We start from the raw sequence: 18,025 nt of genomic DNA on the forward strand, positions 1-18,025 counted from the left end.
CGTACCGGCCACCGAGAGTCTGCTTGGCGCCGGTTACGGCGAAGGTCTCGGTATCGGTCTGTGGCTCGGTGTCGGGTGCGTTGTCGACACCTGTCAGCTCCTCCGCCGTTGCGGGGCATTCGCGACAGTGCCCACACGGCGGGGCTTCGGCCTGGCTGAGGCACGGGACGAGCACATCGCCCACCACTCGTCATCACCCTCCGCATCGACTCGGACCCTGATGGTGGTCATGGGGTGTCGGCCTACACCGAGCCGTTGAAGCTGCGCAGCATCAGGCCGAGGCCGACCACGATGACCAGCGCGGCGGTTGCGAAGGGAACGAGGCGGCTCAAGCACTTCGCTTTGCGGGTGAGGGAGGTCCGGCCCAGCATGCTTTGCAGGCGGATGAGGGTGAGGCCCGCTGCGGTGAGGGTGGCGGCCATGCCGATTCCGTAGGCCAGGACGAGACCGGCTCCGAAGAACGTCCGGCCAAGGGCGATCGTGCCTAGCAGTACCACCAGCGCGGACGGGCTGGGTACCAGGCCGCCGGAGAGTCCCAACCCGATCAATCCGGCCTTGCCGAAGCGCCCGTGGCCGTGGCCGTGCCCGTGCCCGTGCCCGTGCCCGTGGCCGTGGCCGTGCCCGTGGCCGTGCCCGTGGGCGTGGGCGTGGGGGTGGCGGTTGTGGTGTGTGCGCCAGGCTGAGCGGAGGAGTCCGATGCCGATGGCCGCGACCAGGAGGCCGCTGGCGACGCCGAGGTAGGCGAGCATGGTTTCTCCGGCCAGGGCTGCCGAGGTCGAGAGCAGCAGGCCCAGGATCAGGACGCCGCCGGTGTGGGTGAGGGTGACGGTGGCGCCGAGGATGATGGCGTCGCGGGCCCTGCCCCGGCGTCCGGCGATGTAGGCGGCCATGACCGTCTTGCCGTGGCCGGGGAGCGCGGCGTGTCCGGCGCCGATGATGGCGGCGAGAGCAACGGCGAGCAGGGCGACGCTCAGGGACAGGTGCCGGGCGCCCACCAGGGAGTCGAAGTAGGTGGTGAGGTGTCCGAGCGTTCGGGTGAAGGGCCCGGCGGTGGGCAGCCCGGGTAGTCGTGCGAAGGACGAGCCGGTGCCGGGTCGGACGTCGAGGGTTGCCGATCGGACATCCAGTGGCGAGGTGAGCAGGTCGCTGGGGTAGTGGCGCAGTTGGTCGCTGATGCTGCTCGCGGGGACGGGCGATCGGTCGATCCGCACACCCTTGCCGGTGGCGGTGATCTCGTGCCAGCCGATCCGGTCGTTGCGGAAGGTGTCGCTGAAGTGGATCCGTGTGGCCGCCGTTATGGTGGCGGGCGCCGAAAGCGTGCAGGTCAGGCGACTGGTGGGCAGTCCTGCCGAGCCGGGGACCCGGGCGTAGGAGGTGGCCGTCGGCCGCCAGGCGACCGTCCTGTTTCCCACGGTCAGCGGTTTGGCTAGGGCGACGGCGGCGCATTGCCGCTCGGCGTAGCGGGCCGCCTCAGGTGCGCTGACCGTCCCGTCCCGGTCGGTGTCGACCGCGGCGCGCTCCTGGAGGGTGGGGATTTCCGCGGAGTCGACGATCGCGGTGTCCTCGACGCGGTCGGTCTCCAGCCGCAACCCGTCGTAGTGGTTGACGGTGAAGTTGCCCAGCGGATGGTGGGGCAACGAGGTGCCGGCGTTGGCGGGGAGGGGAGGTCCCCAACAGATCACCGCGATCAGGGCGGAGATCAACGCCAGCGCAGCCGATAGTCCGGCGCGTCCTGGCGCGATTCGTGCTGCGGCCCGTGCGGTCAGGCGGCGCGTCCGGTTGCTCGGCCGAGACGTCGGCTGGGTGTGTCCGTTCAGCGTGGTGGCTGGGCCGGTTGGAGTCATGATGCTCTGCCGATCGCGGGGAGTCTCAGGTCGAGGTGCGGGTTGATGCGCCGGGCCGTCGCGCGGTCCCGGCGGGCTGCGTCGTTGTCGCCGAGGGCTGCGTGGATCTCGGCCCGGTGGCGGTAGAACAGTGCGTTGCGCCAGCCAAGGCGGGTCGCCTGCTCTGCGTGTCGCAGTGCTTGCCGGTCGCGGCCGTTGAGGTGCAGCGCCCAGGCGAGGGCGTCGGCCACGACGACGCTCCGGCGGCGCGCCCACTCCGCGCGGGCGTGCCGCAGCGCCCTGGTCGCGTCGCCTGTGTCGGCGGCGTACTCGGACGCGCTCAGATCGTCCACGACGCCGTTGCCGGCCATCAGCCCGCGTTGGGCGAGCAGCAGCCGATGCTGTTCGGCGGCCTCGCCGGTGCGCCCGGCCGCGCGGAGCAGCTCGATGTACTCGGCGATGTACTGCGGCTGCGGGACGCGGCCCACCACGTCACGGTAGCCGTTGATCGCTCCCGCGAGGTCTCCGCGCAGGGCATGGGTCTTGGCGATGCCCTGCGCGGCGGGGACGTAGGCGGGGTCGGCGCTGCGGGCCGCCTGGTACTGGCGGGCGGCTTCGTCCAGGTCGCCGGAGTGCAGGGCGAGTTCGCCCAGGTAGTAGCGGCAGTACGCGATGTCCGACGGGGTGTAGGCGTCCTCGGCCGCCTGCCGCAGCACCCGGCGGGCGCTCGCGTCGTCGCCGTGCGTCTCGAGTTCGTAGGACGCGCGAGTGAACGCCGCGACGCCGGGGCCCAGATCGTTCATGCGGGCCACGGCGGCGGTCGCGGCCGGGTAGTCGCCGAGCTGGGTGTAGGCGTCGGTGAGCACGCCGTACACTTCGGGGCTGGCCGGGTCGATCCGCTCGGCCCGCCGGCCCCAGCGGACGGCGTCGGTGAACTCGTGGCGGGCGTTGGCCAGCGCGGCCATGGCGATCATCGCTCGGTGGTTGCCGGCCGCGTTCAGCGCCAGGGATCGGCGTAGCGCGCCTTCGGCTCTGGCGTAGTACGCCGGGTCGACGGTGATCCTGGCCTGCTGCACGTAGGCCGCGCCCAGCGCCGCCCATGTCGCGTAGTCGCCGGGTGTTTCCCGGAGTGTCCGCTGGTAGCGCGCGATGGCGCCCGCCGCCGCGTCCGCCGGCGGCGCGGATGCGGCGGGGCCGGGATCGCGGCGCGCGGGCGCTGGTCCGCGCGCGACTCCCACGACCGCGATCGAGGCGACGGCCAGCGCGGTGGCCGGGAGCAGCAGGAAGGCCGCACGTCTGAGCTTGGGTGTGGACAGCACGTTTCCCTCTCGGATGAGGGGTGCAGGAGGCCGCGGCCTCCTGCACCCCGTCTGCTCAGCCGGCCTGGTTGACCGCGGCGGTGTGCGGCAGCGCCACGTACGGGAACGTTCCGCCGAACGGTGCGTCGTTGCGATTGACGCGGTCGCCGTCGGCCAGGGCCGGGACGAGCCGCCCGGTCTGGGCCGCGCCTTCCAGTGCCTGGAGCTCGATGTCGACGACGTCGTCGGTGAGCCGCCGCCCGTTCGGGAAGCCCTGAAGGTCACCGGCCAGCACGCCGAGCCGGTTCGGGTCGCGGGTGACCGGGACGGCCATGTTCAGCCGCAGCATCTCGGCGGGTGTGAACCGCGCACCGCGGGCGTCCTTGTTGAGCAGTTGGGAGTTGAGGTCGGCCTGGAGCGGCCCGCCGGTCTTCTTGGCCAGGCCGGTCAGGAAGATCTCGAACAGGTCCCGGCGCGGGGTCGGCGGCGCCTTGATCCCGTAGATCTTCTCCACCAGGACGGGGACCTCCGGCTCCAGCACCCGCTTCACCAGCGGCTTGACCGTGTGGTCCTTGTCCGGGGCGAGCCGGTTGAAGGCGTCCTTCAGCCCGGCTGACGAGACGACCTCGTTGACCAGCGGGTTGCCCAGTCGCGAGACCTGGTGGTAGCCGCCGGCGCGGTGGTGGCCGAGCCTCGCCGACGCGCCGCGGCGGTCGGTGGTCGACCAGATCCCGACGACCGGGTTGCGGCCGGGGTCGCCCTTGAGCGCGAGGTCCTTCTTGGGGACCTGGAGCGCGATGGTGTTGACGTTGTAGCCGCGCAGGGTGTCGTTGCCCCGTTCCTTGAGGTTCCCGCCGTAGAGCAGGTCGAAGACCCGCAGGTCGAGGAAGAAGGAGTCGTCGGCCTGCCCGGCGTAGGTCCGGGCACCGCCCGCGAGCTGCCGCGTCGCCTGCCGGCGCAGCGTCCCGTAGTCGGGCATAGACGCCGCACCTGTCCGCGAGGGCGCGGCGAGAGCATCGCGGACCAGCGTGCGGGTGCCCTTACGGGTGATCCGCTGAAGTGTGTAGTGCTGGCGGAACAGCAGATTGGGGTCGTCGAGCGACGTCACTGGTCCGTTGTTGTACAGGAACGTCTTGTTGCCGCGCCGGTCCTCGTTCCGGAACGTCCAGCGGTAGACGATGTCGGGTTTGGCGTCGCCGTCATTGTCGATCTTGATGTTGTAGCGCGCACCGGTGGCGAACGGATAGAAGTTCGGTCCGCCGTTCGGCTCCTGGAACGGAATCCAGTTGGCCACCAGCGACACCGTGTCGGGCCTGTCGGGGCTGGTGAAGGCGTACAGGTCGGTGTTGTCGGCCTGTGGGTCACCCGCGATCAGCGGCGCCTCGCGGTGGCTGGACGCGCTCGATGGCGCCGGCCGCAGCGCGACGGCGGCGACCAGCCCTCCAGCCGCGATCACTCCCGCCCCGGCAGCGGCGGCCACCGGTTTGCTGACTTTTATCACGATAGTTGAATTCCTCTCGATACCACCCTAAAACGGACTTGGATGTCGTCGCCCGGGTGTCTTCATTCGACATTCGGAGAACACCGGCACGGGGATGGGCATGAAAAAGAAAAGGAACGGCGGCCTTCGGCAAACAACGCGGCTCACCGCACAGCCCGAGTGGCGGACTGTGATCCAGGACACACCATCGTCGAGTCGTCCAGCCGGCGCGCGACTCCGGACTGGAGAGCTTCAAGAGTTGGGGTTACCAGAGTGGTAGGTGTGTGCCGGCGAGGAGGCCGTTGAGTAGGGCGGGCCGGCGCTGGACGCGTTTCAGGCGGGTCTTGATGAGCGTCATGAGCTGGTCGATGGCGTGCTTGGCGAGGTTGGCCAGAGACCGTTTCAGGTGTGCCCAGACGCTTTCGACGGGGTTGAGTTCGGGGGCGTAGGGCGGCAGTTAGAAGACGGTGAGCCAGTCCCGGGCGGCCAGGTAGCGGCGCATCCGGGCCGAGCGGTGGGTGTTGAGGCCATCCCAAACGACGACGATCGGTCCGCCGAAATGCTGGTGAGCGGCGTCCAGTAAGCGGATGTAGTCGCCTTCGTCGAACCCCTCCGGTGGGTGCCGCGAGCGGTGACGCGCACGACCGGTGTGCGTCCGCGTCGTCCCCCGGTAGTGCCTTTGCCTCGGTCCAGCCGTGCGCGGCCGGACCGGCCTCCAACGCCTCCTCCAGGAGCTTCACCTGATCGCCGGTCACTTTGCATTTCGCGCCACTGGCGCCCTTGGAGGCCAGCGCTGCCGTCCCTCCCGTCTGCCAGGCCCGCCGTCACCGGTTCACCGACATCGGCGCCCCCGCCCATACCGCATCCACCAGAGGTAACCCGCTCACCCCGCAGACCAGTCACTATCAAGACACAGTCGGTAAAACCAACCATTGAAGCGCTCTAGATGATCTATCTGAAAGCTGAACCGGCCAGTGTCAAGGCCGCTCTTGATCAGTCGTGAAGATCGCTGCCGAGGGGTGGCCAGTCGATGCGTGCTCAGCTCGGCTGGTCGCAATCGAACTGGCGACCAGATGCCGTGATTCACGCAAAAACGGAGCTGGGCACGGTGAACGCCTACACTTCCGGTAGCGCGTATGTCGTGGAGGCCTGGGACGGGGACAGACCCCTTCCGGTCTTCAAGGAGACCGAGACGCTCAGTCAGGGCAGTTGGGGCCTGCGCACGGTCGCGGAGTCCGTCACACGGTGGGGTTCGCGCTTCGACTATAAGGGCGGAAAGGCCGTCTTGACCGAGTTGCGGTGTCGTGATCTCTCCTGAAGCGGTCCGACGCCGAGTTGCTGTACCAGCGGGCTGATACGCGTGTTCTCGCCGTGGCGGTCCTCGGAAGTGCTGGCGGGCCGGGAAGTTCGATGGGCGCGTGCGCGTATCAAGCATGCGCGGCTTGTTCTTGCCATGCGTGGGGTGGATCTGCATGGGTCTGCTCCCGCCGTGGTCGCCTTCAATGACAGAGGGGATCGGTGTGGGAGAACGGATGATCGCTGCCCGGGTGATGGTCGACGGGTGCGACTTCGGTCCTGGGCGGACTCTTACTTCCGGTGAGGCTGCGCACATGTTAAGTGTGCGTCGCAACACTGTGGTGCGCTGGGGCAACAGAGGAAAGCTGGCGAGTGATCGCGCACAGGGCGGTATACACCGTTACAGCCGTGAACAGGTCGAGCACCTGTGGTACGGGCGGGCCGCAGCACGTAAGGCCGGGCCCGCAGTGTCACACGTTGCAGGAGATGTCCGGTGACCGGGCCGGACGTGTCTGGGCCGGACGTGTCTGGGCCGGACGTGTCTGGGCCGGACACGGTGGAGGTGACGCTCGAGGCGCTTTACCAGCAAGCGAGAACGGCCTGGGAGGTGGTGCAGCGCGATTCTGACGGCCTGTCCCTGGCGGGGACGGGTGATGCGCTGGAGGTGACCGTGGATGTGCTGGACCTGGTGTGGTCGGTCGTCAGGGCGGTGGTGACGCGTACCGAGTCGATCCGGGAGCGCGAGGTGAACGATCGTCGGAGGGCGGAGACTGATGTGGTGGATCTTGCGCTAGTGCATCTGCACTATGGACAAGAGGGGCTGATGGTGGCGCGTCACCTGCTGGGGGCGGGTCGCGGTGAGGTGCTGCGAGTGACACAGGGCAAGGTGTAGGTTTCGGGGAGTCGCGGGGTGAAGGGCCGCGGCTCCCCCTTCGCGTGTCAAAGCCAGCTTCGGAAACCGGCGCACCGGATTGGCAAGCCGCCTACCCCCACCGGAGATCACTGGTCGAACACACTGTCGCCCGGCTTCGCCCACCACGCAGACCGCCGCCTCCGCCGCCGATTCGTCGCTGCGCCGTCCTGGAACCTGCCGCGGCCACGACCACCGGCGCCCCGACTGGTCACACGCTGCGGTCACTGGCTCGACGGATCCTGCGTCTGCCCCAAGAGATCGACGACCTCAAAGCTCAGATCGCCGCCGCCATCACCACCTGCCATCCGGCGTGGCGGGCTGCTATCGAGTCGGTCCCGAGACTGCCGCGGTCCTGCTCATCGCCGCGGGCGTCTCCACAGCGCGGCATCATTCGCCGCCCTGTGCAGAGCCAGCCCGTTCCAGACATCTTCCGGCAAGCCGAACGTCACCGGCTCAATCGATAGCCGCCGTTCTCCATGCGGCCGAGGATTTCACGGTCTGGGCCACAAAACGCTGGCCCTTGCCTGTCGGAGTAGGCAACGCCCAATCGTTGTGGGGGTCGCGATCCCGAGCGCTTCGCGTCCTACACCAGCGCAGTGCCAGAGACCGACAAGTGGACCGGCTGTGCGCCGGACGGCGTGCCCCGCCCGCCGTGCAGGCGCCCTTGGTGCCCCAGCGCTCTCGGATCGCGGGCCTCCACAGTGGAGTAACCGGAGCAAGTACTGGTTCCGCGTGACGGAGCCGGCAATCAGGGCGATCATACGAACCTGGTGGTGCTTGGCGCGCAGCCGCACGGTTCTGGTCCGCGCGGTCACTGCGATGTCCTCCGCACGCAGCCGCGCATACTTCCCTCACCCGAGCCCCGGAGCAGGGCTGCCGTTAGCACCCGCCCGTGTCATACGCCGCACATGTCCTTGGCACTTCCTTCCAGTACAGGCCGACCAAGGGTGCGGCGTAGGGCTACAGGTAGCGACGGCCCGGACAGCACCTTGAAATTGGCGGAAGCAGAGGAGGTACGGCACCTGGAAGAAGTCGGGGCGCCGTCGCGCCAGAAGCGCAACTGCCCTGGTGCCAACTCGGCCCGTCCCGACGGCCACGATCGGCGGCGAGGTATGGCCGTGGGCATCGACGGCCCCGGGATTCACGGCCCTCCGCGCGGGCCTCTCGGTGTGCCGCCGATGCCGGACCAGGAGCCGGATCCACGGCCGACATGAGCCCGGCCACCGATCCGTCCCCTCAAGAAGGCATCCTGCCCTGATCACACCACGGCGCGGGCCATATCTCTGAATCCCGTTCCGCTTTTCCCAGGCAGCAAGATGATCACTGGAACAGTATGGACAGCCGCCTATAAACCATTGAGAAACGCCGCAGCCAGACACGAGGGCGGGCGAACTCACTACGAACGGGACTTTCACACCGGCCGCGTCCGGGCCCTCGCCGCTGACGTAATCGATGCCGACGGAAGTGCCCGTCGGCACAGCGTGGACCAGCATGCGCCTTTCGGCAACCGACGGGTGCGGAACGGGCGTCATGCGGGCCTCGACGACGTCCGTTTCGGCGGGCGGGTCCGATGGCGTGCCGTGCAGCCGGGCGGCCAGGTTAACGGCGTGCGCGGCCGGGAAGCCTCCTCCTTCCTGGCCGACCGCTTCCTGCGACGTAAGGGGCGTGCCGGCGCTGCGGCGAACTCTGCCGTCACCGTGCCCTCCTACGCCGTTCCCAATGCGGCGCGGCGGCCACGACTCGCCGCACCTGTTCCGCGTCACCCGGTCCGCGAGAGCCGCGTCCAGCAGCCCGTCATTGTGCGGGGCAGCGGCCGATTGTCTCCACGGGGCGGGACCTTGGTCCGGAGGGTTGGGGACGGACGACCGGCGATCGGGCGGGCCGCCGGTGATCGACTGAGTGTCGCGGCACGCAGGCCGCTCATCGAGGAGACGCTCATGCGCACGCAATCCCCCCGCCGAAGACTGGGTTTCTGGATGGCCTCCGCCCTAGTCGTCGGCAACATGATCGGATCAGGTGTCTTCCTGCTGCCCAGTTCGCTGGCCGAGTACGGCCCCATCAGCCTGATCGCCTGGGTGTTCACGAGCGCGGGCGCCGTGCTGCTGGCGCTGGTGTTCGCGCGCCTGGCCCGCGCCTACCCGCGGACGGGCGGGCCCTACGCCTACGCGCGGCGGGCGTTCGGCGACTTCGTCGGTTTCCAGACGGCCTGGGGCTACTGGATCGCGGTCTGGGCTGGGAACGCGGCGATCGCGGTGGCGTTCGTCGGCTACCTGGCCCACTTCTGGCACGCGCTGGCCACCGAGAGGGCCCTGGCGGCCGTGGTGGGGATCGCGGTGATCTGGCTGCTGACCGCCGTGAACGCCTACGGCGTCCGGCAGGGCGGCGCGGTCCAGGTCGTGACGACTGTGGTGAAGCTGGTGCCGCTTCTGCTGATCGCGGTCGGCGGGCTGTTCTTCATCAAGTCCGCCAACTTCGGGCCGTTCAACGGCAGCGGCGAGGGCGCGTTCTCGGCGGTCACCGCCGCCGCGGCGCTGACGCTGTGGTCGTTCATCGGCCTGGAGTCGGCCACCGTTCCGGCCGAGGACGTGGAGAACCCGGAGAAGACCATCCCGAGGGCCACCATCGCCGGCACCGCCGTCACCGCGCTGATCTACATCCTCGGCACCGTCGCCGTGCTCGGTCTGGTGCCCGCCGCCGCGCTGGCCGGCTCGACGGCGCCGTTCGCGGACGCCGCGGACGCGGCGTTCGGCGGCTGGGCCGCCGACCTCGTCGCGGCGGGCGCCGCGATCAGCGCGTTCGGGGCGCTGAACGGCTGGATCCTGCTGCAGGGCCAGGTGCCGTTCGCCGCCGCGCGCGACGGGCTGTTCCCGCGGATCTTCGCCCGCACCGGACGCGGCGGCACCCCGGTCGCCGGCCTGGTGATCTCCAGTGTGCTAGTGACGGCGCTGATGGCGATGAACTACAACGCGAGCCTGGTCGACCAGTTCACCTTCGTGATCCTGCTCGCCACCCTCACCACCGTCATCCCCTACGCCTACGCGGCGGCCGCCGAACTGGTGCTGCTCGCCACCGACCATGCCGCGTTCTCCGGGCGCCGGCTCGCCCGCGACGCGGTGATCGCGCTGCTGGCGTTCGGCTACTCGGTGTGGGCGATCTCCGGCGCCGGCCAGGAGGTCGTCTTCAAGGGCACGCTGCTGGTCTTCGCCGGATTCCCCGTCTACGCGTGGCTGAAGTACCGCGACGCTCGCACTCCGCTCAAGGCCGTCGGAAGCGAGCCCGAACCGCCCGCCAAGGCCGCCTGAACCGCCGTCCGAAAGGAAAGATCCCTTGTTCACCGTTTCCTCCGAGGTCGGGCGGCTGCGGCAGGTGCTGCTGCACCGCCCCGACCTGGAACTGCTCCGCCTCACTCCGGCCAACAAGGACGACCTGCTCTTCGACGAGGTGCTGTGGGCCAAGCGCGCCCGGCAGGAGCACGACGTGTTCGCCGACACCCTGCGCGAGCGCGGCGTCCAGGTGCTCTACGTCGCCGACCTGCTGGCCGAGACCCTCAAGGACGACCAGGCGCGGGCGCACGTGCTGGACCACACCGCCGCCGAGACCGTGCTCGGGCCGACGCTGGCCGATCCCGTCCGGGCCGCGCTGGACGGCCTCGACCCCGACACCCTCGCCCGGCACCTCATCGGCGGGCTGACGAAGGCCGAGATGGGCCTGGCCGTCCACAGCCTCCTGCTGGCCTCGCTCGACGACGGCGACTTCGTCCTGCCGCCGCTGCCCAACCACCTGTTCACCCGCGACCCGTCGGCCTGGGTGTACGGCGGCGTCACCCTGCATCCGATGGCCAAGCCCGCCCGCCGCCGCGAGACCCTCCATCTCGACGCGATCTACCGGTACCACTCGATGTTCGCCGAGCAGCACCAGCCCGTCTGGTATCCGGGCGCGGACTTCGCCCTCCCCACGCTCGAAGGCGGCGACATCCACGTCCTCGGCAAGGGCCTGGTCCTGATCGGCATGAGCGAGCGGACGACACCGCAGGCCATCGAGCTGCTCGCCCGGTGGCTGTTCGCCGAGGGCGCCGCGCACCGCGTCATCGCCGCCCAGCTGCCCCGGCGGCGGGCGTTCATGCACCTGGACACCGTCATGACCATGGTCGACCGGGACGCCTTCACCGTCTACCGCGGGCTTCCGCCGCTGCGGTCCTACACGCTCACGCCCGGCCGGGCCACCGAGGTGCTGGTGCACGAGAACGAGGCGCTGTTCCCCGCCATCGCCCGCGCCCTCGACCTGCCGCACGTCCGCGTCCTGACCGCCGATCAGGACGTCCGCGCCGCCGAGCGCGAGCAGTGGGACGACGGCGACAACGTCCTGGCCGTCGCACCCGGCGTCGTCGTCGCCTACGAGCGAAACGTCACCACCAACACCATGCTCCGCCACCACGGCATCGAGGTCATCACCATCCCCGGCAGCGAACTCGGCCGCGGCAGAGGCGGCCCCCGATGCATGAGCTGCCCCCTGCACCGCGACGAGGTGACCCCATGAAGGACCTGCTCCGCACCGCGGACCTCAGCGCCGACGACCTGGCCATGCTGCTGAAGCTGGCCACCGGCTTCCAGGACGAACCGGGCTCGGCTCACAACCTGCTGGCCGGCCGCATCGTCCCGATGTACTTCGCCAAGCCGTCCACCCGGACCCGCCTGTCCACCGCGGCGGCGGTCGCGCGACTCGGCGGCGCACCCGTCACCGTCGGGCCGGACGAACTGCAGTTGCGGCGCGGCGAGACCATCGCCGACACCGCCCGGGTGGTGGGCTCCTACGCCGCCGCGATCGTCATCCGCACCTTCGCCGACACCGACGTCGAGGAACTGGCGGCCGCCGCCCCGATCCCGGTGGTCAACGCGCTGACCGACGGGCACCATCCGCTGCAGGCCGTCGCCGACCTGCTGACCGTCAAGGAGCACTTCGGCGAGTTGCACGGCAACCGCATCGCCTACGTCGGCGACGGCGGCAACAACGTCGCCCGCAGCCTGATGGAGGCCGCCGCGGTCGCCGGCATGGACATCGCCATCGCCGCCCCGGACGGCTACCTGCCCCAAGAGGAGGCCCTCGCGGCCGCCCAGGCCGAAGCCGGAAGGCGCGGCGGAAGCATCGTGGTGACGCATGACCCCGCCGCGGCCGTCAGCGGCGCAAGCGTCGTCTACACCGACGTCTGGCTGTCCATGGGAGATTCCGAGGACGAACACGCGCGCCGCCGCTCCGTGTTCGCCGCGTACCGGGTCGACCAGGACCTCATGAACCGTGCCGGTGAGGACGCCGTGTTCATGCACTGCCTTCCCGCCCATCGCGGCGAGGAGGTCACCGCGGCCGTCATCGACGGCGGACGGTCGCTGGCCTTCAGGCAGGCCGCCAACCGGCTGCCCGCCACACAGGCCGTCCTCTACGCCCTCCTGACCGACCAGTTGGAAGGCCGACGATGAGGATCGTCGCCGCGCTCGGGGGCAACGCGCTGCTCCAGCGCGGGGAACCCCTTGACGCCGCCGTCCAGATCGCGCATGTCCGCGAGGCCGTCCGCGGCCTCGCGGCTCTGGCGGACGGCAACGATCTGATCGTCACGCACGGGAACGGTCCGCAGGTGGGGCTACTGGCGATCGAGAGCGCCGCGGACCCGGAACTCGCCGCGCCCTACCCGCTCGATGCCCTCGGCGCCGCGACCCAGGGCATGATCGGCTACTGGCTGATCCGCGAGCTGCGCCGCGTCCTTCCCCACCGGGAGGTCGTCGCCCTGCTGACCGAGACCCTGGTCGACCCGGCCGATCCCGCCTTCCGCGACCCGACCAAGTTCATCGGCCGCGGCTACCCACCGGCCGAGGCACGGCGGCTGCGGGACGCCCGGGGCTGGGCGATGCGCCCGGACGGCCGCATGTGGCGGAGGGTCGTCCCCTCCCCCGAACCGCGCGACATCGTGGAACTCGCGGCCATGCGGCGGCTCGTCGACGACGGCTGCGTGGTGATCGCGGCCGGCGGCGGAGGCGTCCCGATCGACCCGGACCACCACGGTGTCGAGGCGGTGGTCGACAAGGACCTCACGGCCGCGCTCCTCGCCGCGCGCCTGAAGGCGGACACGCTGATGCTGCTCACCGACGTTCCTGCCGTGATGGCCGGCTACGGCACCGCGGACGCCCGTCCCGTCGGCCTCATCACCCCGGCCCGGCTACGCGCGATGGACCTCCCGAGCGGTTCCATGGGGCCGAAGGCGGAAGCCGCCTGCCGCTTCGCCGAGCAGCGTCCCGGCGCCGCGGCGGTCATCGGCTCCCTCGCCGACGCGCCCGCCCTGCTCACCGGCGAGGCGGGCACCAGAATCGAGACACCATGAGCGCCGGACCGCAGGCCCTCGATGCCGACACCTGTCCTGCCCTGCCGCAGGACCTCGCGGTCGGCCGGATCGCCTGAGCCGGGACGGCGGCCCCGCGTCCACCCTGCCGGTGAACTTCGTCATGGCCGGGGAGCCGAGGTCGACGAGGGAGCGCCGGCCCGGCCCGTCCCGTCCCGGAAGGCAGGGACGCCGATGGCCTCAGTGCGGCCGTTCCGCCGTCCAGCGGCGGTGGCGTGCGGCACCGAGTCTCCCGTCGGGTGCGAAGGTCGTGGTCGGTGGGGCCGGCGGCGCCTGGGCGATGGCGTGGGCGAGCGCCGCGGCGCGGATGCCGTGGATGATCTCGTCCAGTGTGCCGATCGCCTGCCGCAGTGTCCTGCGTAGCCGCTCGGCCTCAGCGGGGGTCACCTGGCGATGGGCCGGCGCCGCAGCGGCAGGCCGACCGGGCCTGCCGTCGCGCTGCCGCCGGGGCGGATGGTCGTCACCGTCGTGTGGGCTGAGCCGGGCGAGGTCTTGGTGCAGGTCCATGCTGACGGTGAACGCCTGGCGGATCAGCCCATCGGCCAGCACGCTGAAGTCTGGGGGCCCGCCGTCCGCGGGTAGGTGGGGCGGGTGTTCCGGCATCGCAGACCACTTCCTTGATGGTTTGAAGGACGCCGGCCCGCGGCGGTGCGCTCGCTCCGCCCGCCGCGCGAGCCCGGCCGCAGCACCGAACGCACCGGGCGGCCACCACGCCGGTCCGGCCGGCCGCCGTTCTGGTCGACCGGACGGCGGGCGGTCTGGCGGGCGCCGTGGATTTCCAGTTCGACCGCATCAGCTGCCTGGAGCATCCGGGGCGTGGCGGGAAGAGCCTGGGTGGACGTTGAGACCGCGGTCCAGGCCGGTTATGCGCAACAGTTTGGCGACCTGCGGGCGGGGGGCGGACAGGTAAAGGCTGATGCCGAATTCGGTGGCATCGCGCTGGATGCCGATCAGCATGGTCAGCCCGGCCGCGTCGCAGAAGGTCACCTCGCGCAGGTCGAGGATCAGCAGCCGGGCGCTTTGGGGCAGTGCGGTGAGAAGTCGCTCGCCCAGTGCGGGGGCGGAAGCCATGTCGAGATCGCCCCGCAAGGCGACGATGGTGATGCCCGGACGTCCGGGGGAAGGCGCGGTGGCCCTGGCGACGGCCCGGGATCGGCTGACGGCGGTGAACCGGGTGGGGCCGGAGTACCGGGTGCATACGGTCGTGGGCTTGCCGCCGGTCATGGCGATTTCCGATCGCGGGGTGGATGAATTCGGCCGTGCCGGTCGTGTCCGCGGGTCAGCGCGGCATTGACGGTTCACGCGGTCAGCCGATCGGCGGCCTTGTCCAGGGCCGCCTGGGCCGCCGTGTGGCCGGTGGCGGCCGGGACGGTGAGCAGGTCGATGCGGCGGCCGTCGGCGTAGATCGCGGTGAGCAGCCCGGCGGGCAGGTTGTCGAACCAGCTCAGCAGGACCTCGCGGGTGTCGTTGGGGCCGTTGACGAGCAGGCGGCGCGGATGGGTGTGCCAGTCGGCCGCCCGCAGCAGGACGTGGCTGATCGGCTGGCGGTCGCCGGGTGGGCCGTGGGCCCGCAAGGCCAGCAGCAACGCGGGCAGTTCGGCGACCGGATCGGCCGAGCGGGGCCACCAGGCGCCGTCCAGAAGCGCGCGTCCCCGCCCTGAACGGTGGCGCATGAGCGGGGCGGACGGCTGCAGGGCGAGCCGGGGGGCCGGGGGCGGCGGGAGCCCGCCGGTCGTGATCGGTTCCGCGGTGGTGCGCATGGACTATTCCCCTCCCCCCGGAACCGCGAGGCGGCTCCTCTGGGTGAGCTGTCGATCGGACGGACCGGCCGACAGGTCTGGGGCTCCCCCGCAGATGCGGGGTGATGCGGCAGAACCCGGCAAGCGGGGCGGTTCCGATCAGCGAACGAGCCGGTGCGGCGGATCACCCTCAAGGGCGGGGATGTCGTCTTTGCCGGATATCGATAACTCTAGTCGCCAATCCTCGACGCCTCAAAAACCTGGAGTAATGTCTGCCCAAGTTTTCGACATTTCTTCTTCTGTCTTTGGATTTCGCGGGTTTGACGGCGGTGGATTTCCATCGCATTTCCGCCCCGTCCGGCTTCCTGGTCATCGAGCGTGGCGGGAAGACCAGGTGTGAGAAGAGCTGTCGTGGCCCGACGTGGCTCGATCGCCTCACCGGCTCCGACGGTGGCCGCCGGGGTCAGCGTGAGCGCAGCCTGTCGAGGCGATGGGCCGGTACACCGAGCGCCTGCAGAGCGTCGCGCAGTTCGTCGCGCTCTGCTGCGCTGACCGGCGCATCCCTCATGTACAAGCCCATGATCAGCTCGCCGATCGCCTTCTCCCACGAGCCGCGGGCGGCCGAGTCGGCAACGCGGTGCAGCGTCGAGGAGGGCAGCCGATCCTGGAAACCCCCGGGCAGGCACCGCATGGCGTCGGCCAACTCCCGGTGCCGCGCGGCTGCCAGCGGTGGGGCGGATGCTGGTTCGGGACGGGGCGGTCTTGTGACACCGAGTAACCGCAGCATGTGATCCATCGCGCCCACAGTGAGCCCCGTCCTTTTGCATCGGCTTGCCGGCCCGGAGAGGGGCGCCCGGCGTCCGTGCCCGTGGTTCCGGAGGAGTGGCCAGCTCATACCCCCGAACGAACAGGCCCACCCATCGCGATGAGCCGGCGCAGGTCGGTCCGGCACTCCAGTGACCTCGATCGCCGGCAGCAGCCCCCGGGCGGGGCCCGGTGGCGTAGGCTCGGTGGTACCGGAGGCACTTCGTGCGCGGGCCGCCACGTCGGCGCCGTCTTCGGCGATCACGACCCGGTCCTCGACGGACCGAGAACGGGGCCTTCGAGATGGCCCGCACACTGCTCGATTCGCATGTGTCGTCAGGCGGCGGTCCCGGTCGGCGATGTGCTGCGGAGGAGCTCCTCGCCTGCCGTGCCACGCGATTCGGTGTCATTCGTCGCCTACCTCCCGGGGCGGTAGAGCGTTCCGTGATCGGAGATCACCAATGAGCGCCATGACCGCCGCGTCCACCGCCGATGGCCTGACCGCGGCGCCCGCCGAGGTGCGGATGCCCGCCCATCGGCGCCCCGGCCACACCATCGTCGCGCTGCACGGCGCCTTGGACTCCGGCGCTGCGCCGGCGCTGCGCGAGCACCTGCTGGGAGTGCTGCGTTCCAGCAGCCGGCTGCTGATACTCGATATGGGTGAGGTGTCGTCCTGCGACGAGGCCGGGCTCGCCGTCCTGGTCGGCATCCAGCGCCGCGCCGCAGGACTCGGGATCACCGTCCGCCTCGGTGCCGCGAACCGGCAACCCACCGAACTCCTCCACCTCACGGGCCTGGACCGCGTACTCGTGGTCCAGAATGCTCCGGGGGCGCAGGTCGCGGCCGCGGCATGACCGCCGGGACTCTGGACGCCACGGGTATGGCGCCAGAGCGCACCGTGTCCGATCAGGCTGGTCGTACCAGACGGCGCGGGGCGTTCACTGACAGGGCGGACGCGTGATCCCCCGCCGCGCGCTCTCCGCACCGGCGACCCCGACGAGAGGTCCATCGAACTCCGAGGCGAGCCGATGACGATGAAAGACGAATACCTCGCGCTGATGAAGGGCCTCGCCGCAGGCATGGCCATCGCGCTGACCGCCGTCTGCGCGGTCGTCGCCGTCGTCTCTCTGATCGTCTCCTGAACCGGCCGACCGGAGGCGACCGCACAGTGCACCGGAACCGGAGGGACTTTCCAGGGACCGGCGCCAGATCGGCCACGCACCCGCGGGACCGAGGTGTTCCGGTGGCCGCGGGGGGCAGGGATCCTGATGTCCGACCAGGAGGAGCAGATGAGCGGGCAGCCGCACGCCCGGGTCGGCGCGGACCACGCGGGCCCGGTCGGTGCGATGGACTCAGCGATCGTGGCCGTCAGCGCGTCCGGCATGATCACGGCCTGGAGTCCCTGGGCCCGGCACCTGCTGGGCCACACCGCCGAGGAGGCGCTGGGACGGCCAGTGGAGCGGTTCCTGCACCGCGTCGCCGAGGGCGGTGCCCATCCGCGGTGGGACCACCGCATCCTGCGTGTGCTGCGGGCCGGTGTCCCCGTCGACGCCGGCGCTGACTCGTTCACCCATCGCGACGGACACCCGGTGATGCTGGCCTGGTCGTCCGCTCCGATCTACGCCGGCGAGCCGGGAACGGAGGAACGCGAGGCCGGGACGGTGACCGGAGCGGTCATCGTGCTGCAGGACGTGACCGAGCGGCTCCGGATCGAGCGGGAACAGCACGACCGGATGGAGCAGGCGCGGCGGGCCAACTCCCGGCTGGAGCTGGTCGCCGAGATCACCACCGTGCTGTCGTCCACCCTGGACGAGAACGAGGTGCTGCGGCGGCTGGTCCGGCTGGCCGTCCCCGCGCTCGGTGACTGGGCGGAGGTCGACCTGCTCATCCCGGACGGACGCGTCGAGCGGGTGGCCGCGACCCACCGCGAGTTCTCCCCCGCCGACACCGCTCTCCTGGAAGGGCCACTGCCGCCACTCCCCCGGTCCCCGCGCGGCCCCCTCGCACGAGTGCTGCACGGCGCCCCGACCATGGTCATCAGTGGCGACGATGCCCGGCCGTACTCCGACGAGCCGCTCACCGCCGCGCAGCACGAGCTCTTCCAGACCATGGACGCCCACAACGTGATCATCACCCCCCTGACGGCCCGGGGCGAGACCTACGGCGCGCTGACCCTGGGCTACTCCCGCCCCCGGCACGGCTACGGTCCTGACGACCGGCTCGTCGTGGAGGACATCGCGCGCCGCACCGGCCTCGTCCTGTCCAACGCCCGGCTGTACACCACCCA

17 protein-coding genes are annotated in these 18,025 nt (G+C 70.6%); 9 read left to right on the top strand and 8 right to left on the bottom strand.

Annotation, left to right across the window (positions count from 1 at the left end):
• Nucleotides 1-242: 242 nt before the first annotated feature.
• The 4 genes from ABWI04_RS07290 to ABWI04_RS07305 all read right to left on the bottom strand — a co-directional run bounded on the left by ABWI04_RS07290 (nucleotide 243) and on the right by ABWI04_RS07305 (nucleotide 5,058).
• Nucleotides 243-1,682: a High-affinity nickel-transporter gene (locus ABWI04_RS07290; RefSeq protein WP_353831841.1), complete on the bottom strand. Its 1,440-nt coding sequence runs from the start codon at nucleotides 1,680-1,682 to the stop codon at nucleotides 243-245.
• 158 nt (nucleotides 1,683-1,840) lie between these two features.
• Nucleotides 1,841-3,142 (bottom strand): tetratricopeptide repeat protein, encoded by a 1,302-nt coding sequence (locus ABWI04_RS07295; protein ID WP_353831842.1) that lies wholly within the window; start codon nucleotides 3,140-3,142, stop codon nucleotides 1,841-1,843.
• A 55-nt stretch (nucleotides 3,143-3,197) separates the two neighbouring features.
• Nucleotides 3,198-4,622 carry a DUF4331 domain-containing protein gene (locus ABWI04_RS07300; protein ID WP_353831843.1) on the bottom strand — a complete coding sequence of 475 codons (1,425 nt, stop codon included), beginning with the start codon at nucleotides 4,620-4,622 and terminating at the stop codon, nucleotides 3,198-3,200.
• A 244-nt stretch (nucleotides 4,623-4,866) separates the two neighbouring features.
• On the bottom strand, nucleotides 4,867-5,058 hold the full coding sequence (locus ABWI04_RS07305; RefSeq protein ID WP_353831855.1) for a transposase: 192 nt from the start codon (nucleotides 5,056-5,058) through the stop codon (nucleotides 4,867-4,869).
• A 573-nt stretch (nucleotides 5,059-5,631) separates the two neighbouring features.
• Between ABWI04_RS07305 and ABWI04_RS07310 the strand changes: the two genes are divergently transcribed.
• The 7 genes from ABWI04_RS07310 (at nucleotide 5,632) to ABWI04_RS07340 (ending at nucleotide 13,177) form a co-directional block, all read left to right on the top strand.
• On the top strand, nucleotides 5,632-5,919 hold the full coding sequence (locus tag ABWI04_RS07310; protein ID WP_179842312.1) for a hypothetical protein: 288 nt from the start codon (nucleotides 5,632-5,634) through the stop codon (nucleotides 5,917-5,919).
• Nucleotides 5,920-6,151: 232 nt separating this feature from the next.
• The gene (locus ABWI04_RS07315) at nucleotides 6,152-6,394 is read left to right on the top strand and encodes a helix-turn-helix domain-containing protein (protein ID WP_353831856.1); all 243 of its coding nucleotides are present in this window, start codon (nucleotides 6,152-6,154) and stop codon (nucleotides 6,392-6,394) included.
• The gene (locus tag ABWI04_RS07320; protein ID WP_353831844.1) at nucleotides 6,391-6,789 is read left to right on the top strand and encodes a hypothetical protein; all 399 of its coding nucleotides are present in this window, start codon (nucleotides 6,391-6,393) and stop codon (nucleotides 6,787-6,789) included. Before ABWI04_RS07315 ends, ABWI04_RS07320 begins: the two co-directional genes overlap by 4 nt.
• Nucleotides 6,790-8,747: 1,958 nt before the next feature.
• Nucleotides 8,748-10,112: an amino acid permease gene (locus ABWI04_RS07325; protein WP_353831845.1), complete on the top strand. Its 1,365-nt coding sequence runs from the start codon at nucleotides 8,748-8,750 to the stop codon at nucleotides 10,110-10,112.
• 25 nt (nucleotides 10,113-10,137) lie between these two features.
• Complete coding sequence (locus tag ABWI04_RS07330; RefSeq protein WP_353831846.1) at nucleotides 10,138-11,346, top strand: arginine deiminase; 1,209 nt, start codon at nucleotides 10,138-10,140, stop codon at nucleotides 11,344-11,346.
• On the top strand, nucleotides 11,343-12,281 hold the full coding sequence (gene argF, locus ABWI04_RS07335; protein ID WP_353831847.1) for an ornithine carbamoyltransferase: 939 nt from the start codon (nucleotides 11,343-11,345) through the stop codon (nucleotides 12,279-12,281). The genes ABWI04_RS07330 and argF overlap by 4 nt, the downstream gene beginning before the upstream one ends.
• The gene (locus ABWI04_RS07340; protein WP_353831848.1) at nucleotides 12,278-13,177 is read left to right on the top strand and encodes a carbamate kinase; all 900 of its coding nucleotides are present in this window, start codon (nucleotides 12,278-12,280) and stop codon (nucleotides 13,175-13,177) included. Before argF ends, ABWI04_RS07340 begins: the two co-directional genes overlap by 4 nt.
• Nucleotides 13,178-13,375: 198 nt before the next feature.
• On the opposite strand, the gene ABWI04_RS07345 is transcribed toward ABWI04_RS07340, so the two are convergent.
• The 4 genes from ABWI04_RS07345 to ABWI04_RS07360 form a co-directional block, all read right to left on the bottom strand.
• The gene (locus tag ABWI04_RS07345) at nucleotides 13,376-13,798 is read right to left on the bottom strand and encodes a hypothetical protein (protein WP_353831849.1); all 423 of its coding nucleotides are present in this window, start codon (nucleotides 13,796-13,798) and stop codon (nucleotides 13,376-13,378) included.
• A gap of 189 nt (nucleotides 13,799-13,987) precedes the next feature.
• The gene (locus tag ABWI04_RS07350; RefSeq protein ID WP_353831850.1) at nucleotides 13,988-14,419 is read right to left on the bottom strand and encodes an STAS domain-containing protein; all 432 of its coding nucleotides are present in this window, start codon (nucleotides 14,417-14,419) and stop codon (nucleotides 13,988-13,990) included.
• A gap of 74 nt (nucleotides 14,420-14,493) precedes the next feature.
• Nucleotides 14,494-14,955, bottom strand: coding sequence for a DUF5994 family protein (locus tag ABWI04_RS07355; RefSeq protein WP_179842321.1), 462 nt, complete (start codon nucleotides 14,953-14,955; stop codon nucleotides 14,494-14,496).
• Between the two features lie 442 nt (nucleotides 14,956-15,397).
• Nucleotides 15,398-15,730, bottom strand: coding sequence for a hypothetical protein (locus ABWI04_RS07360; protein ID WP_353831851.1), 333 nt, complete (start codon nucleotides 15,728-15,730; stop codon nucleotides 15,398-15,400).
• Between the two features lie 469 nt (nucleotides 15,731-16,199).
• Here ABWI04_RS07360 and ABWI04_RS07365 point away from each other — a divergent pair, with 469 nt between their 5' ends.
• Together ABWI04_RS07365 and ABWI04_RS07370 are read left to right on the top strand one after the other, a co-directional pair.
• The gene (locus ABWI04_RS07365; RefSeq protein ID WP_353831852.1) at nucleotides 16,200-16,592 is read left to right on the top strand and encodes an STAS domain-containing protein; all 393 of its coding nucleotides are present in this window, start codon (nucleotides 16,200-16,202) and stop codon (nucleotides 16,590-16,592) included.
• Between the two features lie 414 nt (nucleotides 16,593-17,006).
• On the top strand, nucleotides 17,007-18,025 hold a 1,019-nt coding region (locus tag ABWI04_RS07370; protein WP_353831853.1), incomplete at its 3' end, for a PAS domain S-box protein.

It is taken from the genome of Actinomadura sp. NPDC000929 (assembly GCF_040492065.1).
Classification (GTDB): domain Bacteria; phylum Actinomycetota; class Actinomycetes; order Streptosporangiales; family Streptosporangiaceae; genus Spirillospora; species Spirillospora verrucosospora.